Source organism: Stutzerimonas kunmingensis, from assembly GCF_002929225.1.
In the GTDB taxonomy this organism is placed as follows: Bacteria; Pseudomonadota; Gammaproteobacteria; order Pseudomonadales; family Pseudomonadaceae; genus Stutzerimonas.
Window position 1 is genome coordinate 630,463 of record NZ_PISM01000022.1, and the last position, 14,530, is coordinate 644,992.

Sequence of the window (14,530 nt, forward strand, 5' to 3'; positions counted from 1 at the left end):
GAGCGCTAACCATGCTGCTCGCGCAGGCGTCGAGTGCGCTCGGCGAGCGGCAGCTTCGGGCAGCTGTCGCAGAGCTCGCCATCGGCGCGGCGGAAATGCTGGCAGCAGGCCTTGCGCTGCAAGCCGAGACGGGTGCCGCCATCGGTCAGCTGCACCGCTAGCAGGCCGCTGGCGCCCTGCATGCCGCACGCATCCAGCCAGGCATCGGCGCGACGGCAGAGCTGCAGGTTGCCGCAGCCATCGGTCCGTTGCGCGTGCAGCAGCGCGGCCAGCACGCAATCCGCGGCGAGGCGTTGCGCGAGCTTCGGATGCAGGCCGAGCAAGGTGCCGCAGGCCGCGTGGGTCTGCTCGCAGAACTGGCGGATCTGCTGCCCGGCATGGCGCAGCAGGTGCTGGGTGTCGGCGCGCAGCGGCTGATGATCCGGCAGGCAGAAACCGGCGACGAAGCCCTGCTGCATACCCTGCGCGATGCCCTCCAGCTCGGGTGACTGGCCATCGAGTTGTACGGCCAGCACCTGCAGATAGATGGGCTGCCAGACCAGCAGCGTCCAGCAGCGCGCGGCCCAGTAATGGCGGCCCGCTTCCGGGTGCGCTGCCTGCCAGTGCGCCAGCAAGTCCGCCAGTGGCTGCGGGCGATCGAGCATCAGCTCGTCGGGTCTTGGCGAGCCGACGCGACCGTCCAGTCCCGGCAGGGCGCTGCGCACCCGCAGCAGCAGGTCGTTCAGCGCCTCGTCATCCGCCCATTGGGTTTCAGCGTTCCGGCGCATAGGGCGCGACGGGGTTTTTCAGGGTGCCGGCGAATTTCAGCGCACCGGCCGGATCGGCCAGATCGAGCATCTGCCGGTTGTTGCCCAGTTGCAGACGGTTCAGGCAGGAGCGGGCGAATTCCTCGGCGAACAGGTCGTAGCGGGCGAACTTGTCGCGCAGCTGAGGCTGGCTGGCCTGGTAGTCGGCGATGCAGTCGGCGACCTGTTGCCAGAAGCGCTGTTCCGGCAGGCCGACCTGCTCATCGAGAATCTGACTGAGGTAGCGGAAGAAGCCGTCGAACACGTCGGTGAAGATCGACAGCACCTTGAGCTCGTCGGGCACCGATACCGCGAGACGGCCCACGGCCTCGGGGATCTGCGCGTCGGCATCGAGAATCACCGCTTCCTCGCCGATGTCCTTCATCAGCACGCGCATCGGCAGGTGATCTTCCAGCACCAGAATCAGGTTCTCGCCATGCGGCATGAACACCAGGTCGTGGGCATAAAAGCAGTGCAGCAGCGGCGTCAGGTAGGCGTTGAGATAGCGGCGCACCCAGCGGTCGGCGGTCAGGCCCGAGGCACTGATCAGCGTTGCCAGCAGGGCGCGTTCGTCACCGTCGCTGTGCAGCAGCGCGGCCATGGTCATCAGCCGCTGGCCGGGTTGAATGTGGCCATAAGGGCTCTCCCGCCACAGCGCCGAGAGCATCTTGCGATAAGGACTGCTGGCCGGCAGCGCCTGCTCGTAATACGGATTGCGATAGCCGATGGCCGCGACTTCGCGCAGCAGCTGGAAGCCGCAGTCGCGCAGCAGCGGGTCGTTGGCCACGCGCTCGGCAAGGTAGGCGTTGATCGCGGGCATCGCCTGCATGTAGTAGGGCGACAGCCCGCGCATGAAGCCCATGTTGAGGATCGACAGGGCGGTCTTCACGTAGCGCCGCTGCGGCTGGCTCTGGTTGAAGAAGGTGCGGATCGACTGCTGCGCCAGGTAGCGGTCATTGCTCAGGCCGAGATGGACGATCTGCCGGTTGGCGATCTCTGCGGCGAAGCCGATGGCCAGGATGTTGTGCCACTGCCAGGGGTGCGCGGGCATCAGCAGGTAGTCGTCGGGGTCAAGCTGCAGCGCTCGCAGCTGGCTATGAAACACCTCGAGCTGACCACCCAGCTCCTCGCGCAGCAGGGTCGGCTGGTCGAGCCCGTCGATGGCGCTGTAGCTGGCGCGGCTGCGGTGCACGGCAAGCCAGACCAGACGCACCGGGCTCGCCGCTTCCGGCGCGTAGGCGCGGTAATCCTGCGCGTCGAAGCCCATCCGCCCGTTGTTGGCGACGAAGCCCGGGTGGCCTTCGCGCATGCCGGTCTCGATCTGCTGGAAGTCCGCCAGGGCCAGTTGGGCGGCGCTCAGCGGGCTGTTGGCGAGCTTGTAGGCGCTGCCGAACAGGGTGCTGCTGATCTCGTCGAGGTAGACCGGCAGGTTGTTTTCCGAGATGCCCAGGGTGTCGGCGAACTCGATGATGAAGCTCAGCGCGTCCAGTGGCTGCGGCTGGCCAGCGGTGAATTTTTCGATGGAGTCAGTAACGATGGACCAGTGATCCAGCGCCAGCCTTCGTGCCTTGAAGCGGTACTCGATCGAGCTGTCCGGCACTGCGACGCGGTAGTGGCTGTCGCCCAGTGGCTCGGGGCTGAACAGCTTCTCGTGGCTGAACTCGGCCAGCGCTTTCTTCACCAGCAGGCGATTGGCGCGGGCCCAATGTTCGGCCTGCAGGTGTTCGGTGGCCAGATCGCCGGCGGCGGTTGGCAGTTGCACGAGCTGATTCATTGCGGATTCTCCTGAAGGGTGGCGAGGAACTGCGCGCGCGTGCAGAACGCCAGGCAGGCATCCTTTTCCGGTAGCTGCAGCAGGCGCTGGTAGACGAAGCCGACCCGGCGGTTGAGCGCATGCACTTTGGCGTTGCGCGCATCCGGCTCGACAACGATGCGCCGCGCGAATGGGTCGGCGAACTGGTAGGCGAGGATGCTGCGCATGACTTCCAGGCTGAAGCCGTGCACGGGCTTTTCGCAGGGTGCGAGCAGCAGGTGCATGCCGCGGTCGCCGGGGCGCACCTGGTAGTGATCGGCGAGGCGGTCATGGGCTGGGTGATAGCCCTCGAAAAGGAACGCGGGTTCGCCGTTGCACATGCCGAGGGCAATGTCGCGATGGCTGCTGCGCTGGATCTCGCCAACATAGTCGGCCAGTTGCGCCAGGCTCAGATGGCCCATGGCCCAGAAGCGCGCATAGTCGCGGCGCAGCCAGTCGTGCAGCAGCGGCAAATGCTCTGGCTGCAAGGTCTCGAAGTGCATGGCGCCGAGCCTGCAGTAGCGAACGAAGCGCGGACCATCCGCGCGGGAAAGAGCGGTATTCATGATTTGGCTCCACAGAGAGGCGCACTGACTGGTGCTGAAACCAGCAGCCAGCGCAGTACGTAGGCGGTGAGAACGAGGCCGAGGGCGGACAGGAAGAACGGCGCGGCGAGGCCGGCATCACGCACCACCAGCCCGGCCAGCCAGGAGGCGGCGAGCACTCCGAGGTTCTGGAAGATGTTGATCAGGCTGTAGTCGCGTCCGTAATGCTCCGGCCGGCTGAGGGCGAACAGTCGCGCATCCAGTGCCACGGTGAGCTGATACAGCGCCCAGCCGAACAGCACGCGCCCGGCCAGTACCAGCGGCATCTGCTCGATGCCCTGCAACGCCAGCCCGGCCGCGCCCAGCAGCAGCCAGGCGGTCAGGTGCTGCCCGGCGTGGTAATGCAGGGCCAGGGCGAGCAGCGCCAGCATGCCGGGAATGGCATAGACCAGGCCGGTGATCCAGCTTGCCTGGGGCCCACCAAGCTGCTCCCAGTACACCGTAAAGAACGGCCGCGCCAGGTAGATGCAGAAGTAGAACGCCAGCATCAGCAGGCACAGCCGGGCAATGGCCAGGTGCTCCCCGCGCGGCCGTGGTGGCGTGCTTGCATCGACCCGAGTCGGTTGCGGCGCATGGCGCAACAAGAGCAGGCTGACAGCCATCTGCACGAAATCCATCAGGCCCATCAGCACGAACATGCGCGCCGGGCTGAGGTAGTGCAGCACCCCGCCACCCAGCGTCGCGCCGGCAATCGCACCCAGATGCACCACCACCGAGAGCAGGCCGATGGTACGCACCTGCTGGTCGGTGCCTACCAGGCCCATGACGTAGGGATACATCAGCAGGTAACTGGCCTTGAAGGCGATCATCGTCAGCGACACCGGCCAGAACAGCCATTGCTGCTCGATCGCCGCGCAGGCCAGCGCCAGCAGCCCAGCCATCAACTGGCCGAAGATCAGCAGCCGCAGCGGATGCGCATGCCTGGACAGGCGCACCCACAGCGGCAAGGCGAGCATCGCCACCAGGCATACCGCGGCCAGGTACAGGCCGACCTGCTCGCTGCGCAGCTCGCCGAAGCGTTCGGCGAAGTACTGCGGATAGAACGGCATCAGCAGGCTGTCGCCGAGCACCGCCAGCAGCGTCATGCCGATCAGCGCGCGTCGCAGCGTCATCGCGCCGCCACCGCGCCCTGCGGTGCCAGCGATCGCGGCAGGCTGAACTGCTGGAAGGCGATCTTCGTCTCCACCGCGTAGTGCTCGCGCCCGCAGATCTCGCGCAGGATTGAGGCGTTGCGGTAGCAGCCCATGCCGAGATCCGGCGTCACCAGGCCGTGATCGACCAGCCCGGCGTTCTGTACGAAGACCTCACCGCCGTTGCGGTCGATGCTGTAGTTGCGCGCCACGGCAAAGCGCTCCGGCGCCTGCCAGGCGATGCGCTCGGCTATCGGCTGGATGCAGCGCGGCAGGCGGTACTGATACCCGCTGGCCATCACCAGTGCGTCGCAGCGGTGGCGATAGCCCTGCTCCAGTTCGTGCTGGAAGAACTCCAGCTCCAGCGTGCCATCGCCCAGGCGCTTGCAGCGACGCAGCTCGGCGTTGGTCAGCAGCTGGGTCGGCACCTCGCCCTTGAGGCTCTGGTTGTACAGCTCGTCGTAGATGGCGTTGATCAGCGTGGCGTTGATGCCCTTGTACAGGCCCTTCTGACTGTCGATGAGCTTTTCCCGGGTGCTGCGAGGCAGGCTGTGGAAGTAGTCGATGTACTCCGGGCTGGTCATTTCCAGCGTCAGCTTGGTGTATTCCAGCGGGAAGAAGCGCGGCGCGCGGGTGATCCAGTTCAACCGATAGTCGTGGCGGTCGATTTCCTGCAACAGGTCGTAGTAGATCTCCGCCGCGCTCTGGCCGCTGCCGACCACGGTAATCGAGCGCTTGCCCTGCAGGCGCGGCTTGTCCTGCAGGTAGTTGCCGCTGTGGCTGACGTGCTCGGCCAGTGCCTCGCAACAGGTCGGCAGATAGGGCGTGGTGCCGGTGCCGAGCACCAGACGGCGGCTGAGGAACTCGAAGCTCTCACCGTTGCGGGTGTGTACCCCGCGCACCCGATAGCAACGACGCTCGTCGAGGTAGTCGACCTGCTGGACGAAATGCTCGAAGCGCAGGCTGTCGAGCTGCTCGACCACCCACTGGCAGTACTGGTTGTACTCGCGGCGCATCAGGAAGAAGTCTTCCTTGATGTAGAAAGCGTACAGCCGCCCGATCTGCTTGGCGTAGTTGAGAAAGCTGAAGCGGCTGGTGGGGTCGGCGAGGGTCACCAGATCAGCCATGAACGGCGTCTGCAGGGTGGCGCTGTCGAGCATCATGCCAGGGTGCCAGTTGAAACCCTCGGCGCGGTCGAGAAACAGGCAATCGAGCCCGTCGATGGGCTCGGCCAGGCAGGCCAGGCCGAGGTTGAACGGGCCGATGCCGATGCCAATGAAGTCATACATCTTGTTCATGTGCGATCTCCTTACTGGTTGGCGGCGGTGGGTAGGCCGTCGAGCAGGCGAGTGCCGTGGCCGCGAATCAGCTCGACGATGGTGCGCAGGTCGTCCAGCGTGGTTTCCGGGTTGAGCAGGGTGAACTTGAGGTACTGGCGGCCCTCGACCACGGTGGCGGCAATGACCGCCGCGCCTGAGCGGAAGATCGCCTTTCGGATCTCGCGGTTGATCTCGTCCAGGCGCTCGTCCGCCACGCCTGGCGCGACGAAGCGGAACACCAGCGTGCTCAGGCGCGGGGCGAAGACCTCAAAGGCCGGGTCGTCGGCGAGCAGGCGATGGGTGTCGGCAGCGCGGTCGATGACCTCCTCGAACATCGCACCGATATGCTCGGCACCGAGGATGCGCAGGGTCAGCCAGAGCTTCAGCGCGTCGAAGCGGCGGGTGGTCTGGATGCTCTTGTTGACCAGGTTCGGCGTGCCCTCGCGGGTCTGGCTGCGCGGGTTGAGGTAGTCGGCGTGGTGGGTGATGTAACTCAGGTGCTGACGCTGGCGAACGAAGAAACCGCTGCAGCTGATCGGCTGGAAGAACGACTTGTGGTAGTCGACGGTGACCGAGTCGGCGTGCTCGATACCGGCCAGCCAGCCGCGGTAGCGCGGTGCGACCAGCAGACCGCCGCCATAGGCCGCGTCCACATGCAGCCAGACGCCATAGTGCTGGCACAGCGCGGCGATTTCCGGCAGCGGGTCGATGCTGCCGAAGTCGGTGGTGCCAGCGGTGGCGACCACGACCATGGGCAGTTCGCCCAGGCGCTGACAGTCGGCCAGTGCCTGGGCCAGCGCGGGCACGCTCATGCACTGGGCACCGTCGGTTTCGATGCTGCGCACGGCGTCGTAGCCCAGGCCCAGCAGCGCGGCGGATTTCTGCACGCTGAAGTGGCTGGCGCGGGAGGCGAAGATACGCAGCCCGGCGGCCTCGGCCGGCAGGCCGTGACGCAGGTTGCCGCCGTGGTCGGGCAGGCGGTTGCAGACGTGCTCGCGGGCCAGCAGCAGGCCCATCAGGTTCGATTGGGTGCCGCCGCTGGTGAACACGCCGTCGGCCTGGCCGCCGAGGCCGATACGCTCACAGGTCCAATCGATCAGGCGCTGTTCGATCAGCGTGCCGCCGGCGCTCTGGTCCCAGGTGTCCAGCGAGGAATTGAGCGACGACACCAGCACTTCGGCAAGCAGCGCGGGCAGCACCACTGGGCAGTTGAGGTGGGCGACATAGCGCGGATGATGGAAGTACACCGCGTCGCGCAGATAGAGCTGATCCAGCTCGCGCAGCGCGGCGCCGGCGTCACCCAGCGGGCGCTCGAGATCGACGCGCTCGAAATCGGCGGCCAGTTCCTGCGGAAGGATGCCGCTGAATGGCTGCTGCTGGCGCTGCAGGCACTGCTGCACCAGGTTCAGTCCCTGCTGCATGAGCTGGCGGTAGTCATCGTGATTGCTGCGGGTGAACAGCCCGTTGCTGACGGGGCCGGGGGCGAAGGGCACTACGGTACTGGACGGGGTCATGCACATTCCTCGGGCCGAGCGCGGCCGCGACCCGGAGCGGGCCGTTTTCGCGGCTTCGGTGGTTTCTTGTCTGGCGGCTGGACCGCACGAAAGCATCTGCGAGGATGCCGGTTAATCGAGAATAAATCTCAATTGCGCAAGGGCACAGGCAAGACGAATCAGCGCGGAAAAACCATTACGGCGTCGAAGAAAAAAGTTACGGCCGCTCCAGCCGTTGTCGTGCCTTGGCCAGCTGGGCGATCACGGTGTTCACCGAGATGCCAAGGCGTCCGGCGATTTCCGCCTGGCTGAGACCTTCCAGCCGGGCCAGTTCGAACACCTCGCGGCAACGCGGCGGCAGGTCATCGAGCTGGCGTAGCACGCATTGCAACGCGCAGTGCTTTTCAACCAGAGCGCAGGGGTCGGCCTGCACGGCTTCGATGAGTTCGAGCGGAGCTTCGTCTGATGCACCGAGCAAGGCGCGATGGCGCATGGCGTCGCGGAGCAGATTGGTGGCGATGCGAAAGAGATAGGCCTTGGGATTGTCGAGACGCTGCTCGGGCATGACCTGGGCGAGCTTCAGCCAGGCATCCTGCGCCAGGTCCTCGGCCAGCGCGCGGCAGCCGCCGAGGCGCGTGAGATGGGCGACCAGTTGCTGGCGATGATGGACGTAACACTGCAGGCAGGAATCGGAAATCTTGTTGTTGTCGCGCATGGGAGCGTGCCACCGAGAGGGGCAACGAAACTATCCCAGATGCGAACTATTCGCAATTGCAGGCTTAATGCTGGCACGCCGATCAGTGCTTATCCGTCCAGCGGCAGCTGCAGGTTGATCGGTCGACCGTTCTGCTGCAGGCGGCACTGCGCTGCCGGCTGCGGCCGTGCGTAGTGGAATCCCTGCAAGCTGGGGCAGCCGTTGAGGCGCAGGAACGCCGCCTGGCGCTCGTTCTCCACGCCTTCGGCGACCACGTGCAGGCCGAGGTGGCTGGCCATGGTGAGGATGCCACGCACCAGTGCGACCGACTCTTCACTGTCCGGCAGGCCGTTGACGAATTCGCGGTCGATCTTGATGCCGTCGAAGCGAAAACGCTGCAGGTAGGTCAGCGAGGCATAGCCGGTACCGAAGTCATCGAGCAGCAGCGGCAGCCCGGCGGCCTTCAGGCGGGTGAGGGTCTGCTGGACATGCTCATCGGCTTCGAGCAGTGCGCTTTCGGTGATTTCCAGCTCCAGCATGCTCGCCGAGGCACCTTCTTCGTCGAGGATCGCCAGCAGGCTGCCGGCCAGGTCCGCCTGCCTGAAATCCAACGGCGACAGATTGACCGCGATGCGCAGCATGTGCCCCGCCGCGTGCCAGCGACAAGCCTGGCGACAGGCTTCGCGGAACACCCAGCGCGTCGCCTCGATGATCATGCCGCTCTCTTCCAGCACCGGAATGAACACCCCGGGCGGCACCAGGCCGCGGTCCGGAGAAGCCCAGCGCAGCAGGGCCTCCATGACTTCCGGTTCACCCTGGGCGTTGACCTGCGGCTGGTAATGCAGCACGAACTCTTCGTGATCCAGCGCGCGCCGCAGTGCCTGTTCCAGTTCACGGCGGCTGGCGGCCGCGTCGCTGAGTGCTTCGTTGTAGATGACGGTGCGATTGCGTCCGGCATCCTTGGCCGCGTACAGCGCCAGGTCGACGCGCTTGAGCAGCTCGGTGGCGCTGTGCCGGCCGTCGCTGACCGCGATGCCGATGCTCGGGCTGACGAAGCACTCGTACTGACCGATGCGCACCGGCAGCTCGAAGCGGTCGATGATGACTTGCGACAGTTGTTCTGCACGCCGGGCATCGCTGCCGTCGAGCAACAGCATGAACTCGTCGCCGCCTGTGTGCGAAAGCAAGGATTTTTCCGGCATCAGCTGGCCGAGGCGATCGCCGATCTGTATAAGCAACTTGTCCCCTATTTCGTGGCCGAGGCTGTCGTTGATGCGCTTGAAGTGATCCAGGTCGAGGTAGAGCAGGCTCAACGGCAGGCGAGCTGCCAACAGCTGGTCGAGGCGCTGCATCAGGTAGTTGCGGTTGGCCAGCTGGGTCAGCGGATCGAAGTGGGCGAGAAAGCGCAGTCGTTGCTCGGCGCGCAGGCGGTCGCTGATATCGCGCAGCAGGACCAGGAAATGGCGCACGCCGTAGCGCTGGAAGGGCGTGCAGCTGATCTCCAGCGGAACGTCCTGACCGTTGCGGCGGCCGGTCAACTCCAGCGTCGTGTTCGCCGGCGTGCTGCGCAGGCGCGCGGTGGCATCGCTCTCTGCCAGGCGGTCGTCCGGCAGGTTGCCGACGAGCTCCTCCGGCGTGCAGCCGAACAGGGCGGCAGCCGCTGGGTTGGCCTGCAGCACGCGCAGTTCGCGGTCGACAACCAGCATACCGATTGGCGCCGTGTCGACCAGGTCGCGCAGCAGCTGCTCGCTTTCGCTGAGGGCCAGCTGCCGCTCGTGCAGCTGGTTCATCATGCGACTGAGGGTGGCGGCGAGCCGGCCGATCTCATCGCGGCCGGCCACCGCCAGGGTCTGTGGTCGCTGGTCGATGGCGAACTGCCGTGCGGCCTGGTCGATGCGCGCCAGGCGGCGCGTCAGCAGGCGTCCGTAGATGCGGTTGAGGATCAGGCCGAGCAGCAGCAATAACGTCAGGGTCTGGGCCAGATAGAACCAGGCGTCACGTTTGGTCTGCGCGAGCATCGGCGTGAAGTCGTATTCGGCCAGCAGCGCTTCGCGCACCGGCGTGCCGTTCTGCGCGACGCGGTCCAGCGGGTAGATCGCCAGCTGTCGCGCGCCTTGGCCGGCCCAGGCGGGGCGACCGCTGTCGACACGGGCCTTGAGCGCGACGGCGTCGATCAGCTCGAGCCGCTCGGTTGTCAGGCCCAGGCGAGTGGTGGCGATTATCTGCAGGTCAGGGCCGATCACCATCGCCCAGCGCACTCCCTCCAGGCTCGCCAGGTCGGCCAGCTCGGTCTCCAGTTCGGCGTTGCGCCCCAGCCGGCGATGGTCGCTCAGGCTGCTCTGCAGCAGGGCGAGGTGCTGCGCGGTGTGGTCGCGCCAGTCGGTAAGCGTTTCCTCGATCCGCGTCGGCAGGTGCCAGGTGGTCAGGAGCACCGTGAACATCAGGCCGAAGATGCCCAGCAGCAGGGGCAGCGATTTTCGCAGCGACAATCTTGTCAGCATTCGAGCACCTCACAGCGGGGGACCAGCCCCTCATGCCGGACGTTGTTCAGCAGTTGTCGTTCGCCCATGTACTGGTTCAGACGTTCGATGCTGCGGTGTAGCTGGCCGTCACGGAGCCATTCGCGATTGACCGCGCGATCGCCCATGAGCAAGCCGTCCAGCGTGACCTGCAGCGCAGCGGGCGTCAGGCCCAGGCGTGCGAGCAGGTGTGGGTCGGTCTTGGCGCGCTGCTCCTGCCAGGCGCGCAAGGCGTCGAACCAGAGCGCTCTGAGGCGCCTGCGCTGCTCAGGATTGACCCGCTGGCGATCAACGACCAGAACGTCGACGATCTCGCCCGGCAGTTGGCGGCTGTCGAAGATGCGGCGCGCGCCGCTGGCCTCCAGCGCTGGCCCTTCCGAGGCGAAGGTGATAACCGCATCGACACGGCCGGCGGCATACGCCTCGACCTGCTCATGAACCGGCAGGCTGACCACCTCCAGGTCTGCAATGGTCAGCTGCGCCTGATCAAGCACGCGGGAGAGGAAATAGGCACCGAGCGCAGTGTTCTCCACGCCGATTCGCCGGCCGCGCAGGTCGTCGACCGTGGCTATCGGGGCGCGGGCGAACAGGACGTCCGCGCCGGCGGAGACATTGGTGATCAGAATGATCTCCAGATTCAGATCGGCGCTGGCCTGCAGCAGCAGCGTTTCGTCCAGGGTCAGCATGGCGGCATCCAGCATGCCATTGCGAAAGCCGCGCAGCACACCGGTGGTGGTCGGGTATTCGACCAGGCGAACACCGCTCGGGGCCGTCCATTGCAGCTCGTCCGCCAGATAGAACGGTGCATAGCCGAGCCAGCGGTTACTGCCGACCCGGACGGAGTCCGGGTCGGGCTGGCAGCCGAGCAAGGCGATGAACATCAGCAATAGGATTGAGCCCCGGACCATGCGATCACTCCGTGATACCTGAATGCCACCATAGCGAAACCGTACGGTCACGGGAATCCCTGCTAAAGCAGTGGGTATTCCCACCGAGTGCAGTAGAGACCTCGCCGTTGACGCGATGACCTGGGTTCGCAGTGCCTGCTGCGCGGGCGTGGCAGCTGAGCTGCGACAACGTGTCCGGCGGGCACAAGCGCGCGTCTGGTAGCTTCCAGAACAAGAACTTCGCGTAGGACGCGACGGAGCGGAAGCTTGAAACGCAAGGCAGGACTACTGGCGGCACTCATATTGACCCTGACGCTGGTGCCAATGTGGGTCTTCGTTATCAATGAGATAAAGCACGAGCGCGTCCTCGCTACGGACGCCGCGCGCAACGACGCGATGAACCTGGCCACCGCCTTCGAGGCGCATGTGCACAGCGTGATAAGACTGATGGATACCGTGCTCCTAGATATGCGCGAAGACGTGCTGGAGCACGCCGACTTCGCCGGTTATGTGGACGAGGAGCTGGCTGTCTATGGCAATTTCCTCACGCAACTGGCAGTGATCGACAAGGACGGCCGACTGGTTTTTTCCAACCTCGACGCGAATATCAAGCCTGTGGATCTGAGTGATCGCGAGCATTTCCGCGTACACCGCGACCACCCCGGGGAAGACCGCCTGTTCATCAGCAAGCCGGTGCTGGGCAGGGTGTCGAAACAGTGGACCATCCAGTTCACTCGCCCCATTCACCAAGACGGTGAGTTCGCCGGCGTTCTGGTGCTCTCCATTCCCACCAGCTTCTTCGCTGACTACTACCAGCAGATAAACGTGGGTCCCAATGGCAGCATCGCGCTGGTTGGCACTGATCGCAGCTTGCGTGCCATTGCTGCGGGAGCGCCCGTCGTCGGTCGTTACGGGCGTTTCAAGGTGCCGGAAGACAAGCCCTATTTCGATCCGAATGCCCCTGCGCGCGGTTATTACGAAGGGGTGAGCGCGATCGATGGTGAGTATCGCCTGGGTGCCTACCGGCGGCTCGCCGATGATGGGGTCGTGGTCGTGGTGCTGTTGTCGCCGAAGGATTTCATGGCTGCGTTCGATGAGCGCCGGGAGCTGCTGATTGCCTCGGCTGGCATCATCTCGCTGCTGCTGGCGGCGGTCGCGCTGCTGATATTTGTCCTGAGCAACCGCTATTTCCAGAGCACGGAAAAGCTGCGTCAGGCTCACGATCAACTGGCGCAGCTGGCCAATACCGATGTGCTGACGGGGGTGAGCAGCCGTCGATCGTTCCTGACCGGCCTGGAGGCCGAGCTTGCCCGGGCTCGCCGCCACGATGAAAGCCTCAGCCTGCTGATGCTCGACATCGACCACTTCAAACGCGTCAACGATGTGCACGGCCATCCGATCGGCGACGCGGTACTCAAGCAGTTCACTGCGACATGCGCCAGCATGCTGCGCGCGCACGATCTGTTCGGCCGTCTCGGTGGAGAGGAGTTTGCAATTGCACTGCCGCATACAGATCCCGACGGCGCACGCAGTGTGGCCGAGAAGATCCGCATGGCCATTGAGCAGGCGCCATTGACGACCGCAGCGGGCAACATCGAGATCACGGTTAGCATCGGCGTGGCCCAGACGCAGGCCGGGCAGCATGAGATCGATCAGTTGATCGCGTGGGCGGACAAGGCGCTCTATGACGCCAAGCACGGAGGTCGAAACCAGGTTCGCGTCGGCCGCCCGGAGGACGAAGCGGAAGGCTAAATCGCGGGCAATAAAAAAGCCGGCTTGTGGCCGGCTTTTCTTCAGTGCTTCGACTTACTTCTGGTAAGCCTCGGCAGCTTTGATGATGGCGGCGCGGGCGGCGTCGGCGCCTTCCCAGCCTTCGACCTTGACCCACTTGCCCTTCTCGAGATCCTTGTAGTTCTCGAAGAAGTGCTTGATCTGCTCGATCAGCAGCGGCGGCAGATCGGTGTATTCCTTCACGTCCACGTACAGCTGGGTCAGCTTGTCGTGCGGAACGGCGATCAGCTTGGCGTCGCCGCCGGCTTCGTCGGTCATGTTCAGTACGCCGACCGGACGGCAGCGGATGACCGAACCCGGGGCAACCGGGTAGGGGGTCACGACCAGCACGTCGAGGGGGTCGCCGTCATCGGCCAGGGTGTGCGGAATGAAACCGTAGTTGGCCGGATAGAACATCGGGGTGGCCATGAAGCGGTCGACGAACAGGCAGTCGGTGTCGTGATCGATCTCGTACTTGATCGGCGCGTGGTTGGCCGGGATCTCGATGGCGACGTAGATGTCGTTCGGCAGGTCTTTGCCAGCCGGGACTTTGCTGTAGCTCATGAACGATGGGCTCCTGATCGGCCAGCGCGGCCTGGGGGCGGAAAAAGTGGGCGCGATTATAGGCGCAATGTCGCGTGCAATGCACGCCGGCTTCGACGCGCCCGGCCTACGCAGGTTCCCGGTAATCGGGATGTTCGGCCTGCAGGCGTTGCAAGCGCGCCAGCGGGTCCTGCCGATAGAAGTCCGCCAGCTGCGCGTAGACCTCGGGAAAGGCCCGATGCAGCACGTCGGGCGCGCTGAAGAAATACTCGCTGGTAACGGCGAAGAACTCTGCCGGGCTCTCGGCGGCGTAGGGGTCGATCGGCGTCTCGGCATCCTGGTTGGCGTCGAGCATGCGGTCGAGCTGGTCGTAGGCGCGCTGCATGGCGCTGGCCCAGGCGTCGATGCCCATCTGCCGGTGCAGCGGCGGCAGGCCGTTGGCGTCGCCGTTGAGCATGTCCAGCTTGTGCGCCAGCTCGTGGATCACCAGGTTGTAGGCCTCCCAGCCGCCACTCTGCTGCACGCCAGGCCAGGCCAGGATCACCGGGCCCTGCAACCAGGCTTCGCCGCTGTGCTCGGCGTCCCATTCATGCTCGACGCCGGCGGCGTCGCGATGCTTCTGCGGGCTGAGGAAGTCGTCGGGGTAGATGACGATCTCGTGAAAGCCGCGATACCAGCCGAGATCGGCCAGGTGCAGCAGCGGCAATTGCGCCTGCAGCGCCAGGCGCAGGCGGTCCTGGGGTTGCAGCTCGACGCCCGCCAGCGGCGTCAGGCGCTTGTCGTGCAGAAACAGCACGGCGCGCTCACGCAGACGGCTCAACTCGTCCCCGCTCAGGCCATCGAGTATCGGCAGGCTGTCGAGCACCTGCTGCCACAGCTCAGGCGCGACCGGGTTGCGGGCAAGGATGCGTTTGCGCTGCCAGGCGCGGAAGGACCACATGGGCGGAGGCTCCAGCGAAGTGGGCGCCCACATTAAGCGTGGCTGCGGGATGC

The 14,530-nt window shown here is 65.3% G+C and carries 12 protein-coding genes; 1 reads left to right on the forward strand and 11 read right to left on the reverse strand.

Annotated features, from left to right (window positions below):
* Positions 1-5: 5 nt before the first annotated feature.
* The 9 genes from CW305_RS22120 to CW305_RS22160 all read right to left on the reverse strand — a co-directional run bounded on the left by CW305_RS22120 (position 6) and on the right by CW305_RS22160 (position 11,245).
* The gene (locus CW305_RS22120; RefSeq protein WP_104098999.1) at positions 6-767 is read right to left on the reverse strand and encodes a siderophore ferric iron reductase; all 762 of its coding nucleotides are present in this window, start codon (positions 765-767) and stop codon (positions 6-8) included.
* Positions 751-2,559, reverse strand: coding sequence for an IucA/IucC family protein (locus CW305_RS22125; RefSeq protein WP_104099000.1), 1,809 nt, complete (start codon positions 2,557-2,559; stop codon positions 751-753). Before CW305_RS22125 ends, CW305_RS22120 begins: the two co-directional genes overlap by 17 nt.
* Complete coding sequence (locus tag CW305_RS22130) at positions 2,556-3,143, reverse strand: GNAT family N-acetyltransferase (RefSeq protein ID WP_042928916.1); 588 nt, start codon at positions 3,141-3,143, stop codon at positions 2,556-2,558. The genes CW305_RS22125 and CW305_RS22130 overlap by 4 nt, the downstream gene beginning before the upstream one ends.
* Entirely contained in the window at positions 3,140-4,294 is a 1,155-nt protein-coding gene (locus tag CW305_RS22135; protein ID WP_104099001.1) for an MFS transporter, read from the reverse strand. The genes CW305_RS22130 and CW305_RS22135 overlap by 4 nt, the downstream gene beginning before the upstream one ends.
* Positions 4,291-5,610 (reverse strand): lysine N(6)-hydroxylase/L-ornithine N(5)-oxygenase family protein, encoded by a 1,320-nt coding sequence (locus tag CW305_RS22140; RefSeq protein ID WP_104099002.1) that lies wholly within the window; start codon positions 5,608-5,610, stop codon positions 4,291-4,293. Before CW305_RS22140 ends, CW305_RS22135 begins: the two co-directional genes overlap by 4 nt.
* 11 nt (positions 5,611-5,621) lie before the next feature.
* A complete protein-coding gene (locus CW305_RS22145; RefSeq protein WP_104099003.1) occupies positions 5,622-7,145 on the reverse strand; it encodes a pyridoxal phosphate-dependent decarboxylase family protein in 1,524 nt (507 codons plus the stop codon).
* A 196-nt stretch (positions 7,146-7,341) separates the two neighbouring features.
* Entirely contained in the window at positions 7,342-7,839 is a 498-nt protein-coding gene (locus tag CW305_RS22150; protein WP_104099004.1) for an RNA polymerase sigma factor, read from the reverse strand.
* 89 nt (positions 7,840-7,928) lie between these two features.
* Positions 7,929-10,319 (reverse strand): EAL domain-containing protein, encoded by a 2,391-nt coding sequence (locus CW305_RS22155; RefSeq protein ID WP_104099005.1) that lies wholly within the window; start codon positions 10,317-10,319, stop codon positions 7,929-7,931.
* Positions 10,313-11,245, reverse strand: a complete 933-nt coding sequence (locus tag CW305_RS22160) for an ABC transporter substrate-binding protein (protein ID WP_104099006.1) — start codon at positions 11,243-11,245, stop codon at positions 10,313-10,315. Before CW305_RS22160 ends, CW305_RS22155 begins: the two co-directional genes overlap by 7 nt.
* A gap of 246 nt (positions 11,246-11,491) precedes the next feature.
* On the opposite strand from CW305_RS22160, the gene CW305_RS22165 reads away from it, so the two are divergent.
* The gene (locus CW305_RS22165; RefSeq protein ID WP_244153886.1) at positions 11,492-12,976 is read left to right on the forward strand and encodes a sensor domain-containing diguanylate cyclase; all 1,485 of its coding nucleotides are present in this window, start codon (positions 11,492-11,494) and stop codon (positions 12,974-12,976) included.
* A 54-nt stretch (positions 12,977-13,030) separates the two neighbouring features.
* Here CW305_RS22165 and ppa read toward each other — a convergent pair whose 3' ends face one another.
* Positions 13,031-13,558, reverse strand: coding sequence for an inorganic diphosphatase (gene ppa / locus CW305_RS22170; RefSeq protein ID WP_014819027.1), 528 nt, complete (start codon positions 13,556-13,558; stop codon positions 13,031-13,033).
* A gap of 106 nt (positions 13,559-13,664) precedes the next feature.
* Positions 13,665-14,477 (reverse strand): M90 family metallopeptidase, encoded by an 813-nt coding sequence (locus tag CW305_RS22175; protein ID WP_104099007.1) that lies wholly within the window; start codon positions 14,475-14,477, stop codon positions 13,665-13,667.
* Positions 14,478-14,530: the final 53 nt, after the last annotated feature.

Excerpts from the sequence above, each read along its gene's own strand:
- CW305_RS22125 (WP_104099000.1), bottom strand. The coding sequence starts at position 2,559 with ATGAATCAGCTCGTGCAACTGCCAACCGCCGCCGGCGATCTGGCCACC.
- CW305_RS22130 (WP_042928916.1), bottom strand. The coding sequence starts at position 3,143 with ATGAATACCGCTCTTTCCCGCGCGGATGGTCCGCGCTTCGTTCGCTAC.
- CW305_RS22150 (WP_104099004.1), bottom strand. The coding sequence starts at position 7,839 with ATGCGCGACAACAACAAGATTTCCGATTCCTGCCTGCAGTGTTACGTC.
- CW305_RS22175 (WP_104099007.1), bottom strand. The coding sequence starts at position 14,477 with ATGTGGTCCTTCCGCGCCTGGCAGCGCAAACGCATCCTTGCCCGCAAC.
- CW305_RS22135 (WP_104099001.1), bottom strand. The coding sequence starts at position 4,294 with ATGACGCTGCGACGCGCGCTGATCGGCATGACGCTGCTGGCGGTGCTC.
- CW305_RS22155 (WP_104099005.1), bottom strand. The coding sequence starts at position 10,319 with ATGCTGACAAGATTGTCGCTGCGAAAATCGCTGCCCCTGCTGCTGGGC.
- CW305_RS22145 (WP_104099003.1), bottom strand. The coding sequence starts at position 7,145 with ATGACCCCGTCCAGTACCGTAGTGCCCTTCGCCCCCGGCCCCGTCAGC.
- CW305_RS22120 (WP_104098999.1), bottom strand. The coding sequence starts at position 767 with ATGCGCCGGAACGCTGAAACCCAATGGGCGGATGACGAGGCGCTGAAC.
- ppa (WP_014819027.1), bottom strand. The coding sequence starts at position 13,558 with ATGAGCTACAGCAAAGTCCCGGCTGGCAAAGACCTGCCGAACGACATC.
- CW305_RS22140 (WP_104099002.1), bottom strand. The coding sequence starts at position 5,610 with ATGAACAAGATGTATGACTTCATTGGCATCGGCATCGGCCCGTTCAAC.
- CW305_RS22160 (WP_104099006.1), bottom strand. The coding sequence starts at position 11,245 with ATGGTCCGGGGCTCAATCCTATTGCTGATGTTCATCGCCTTGCTCGGC.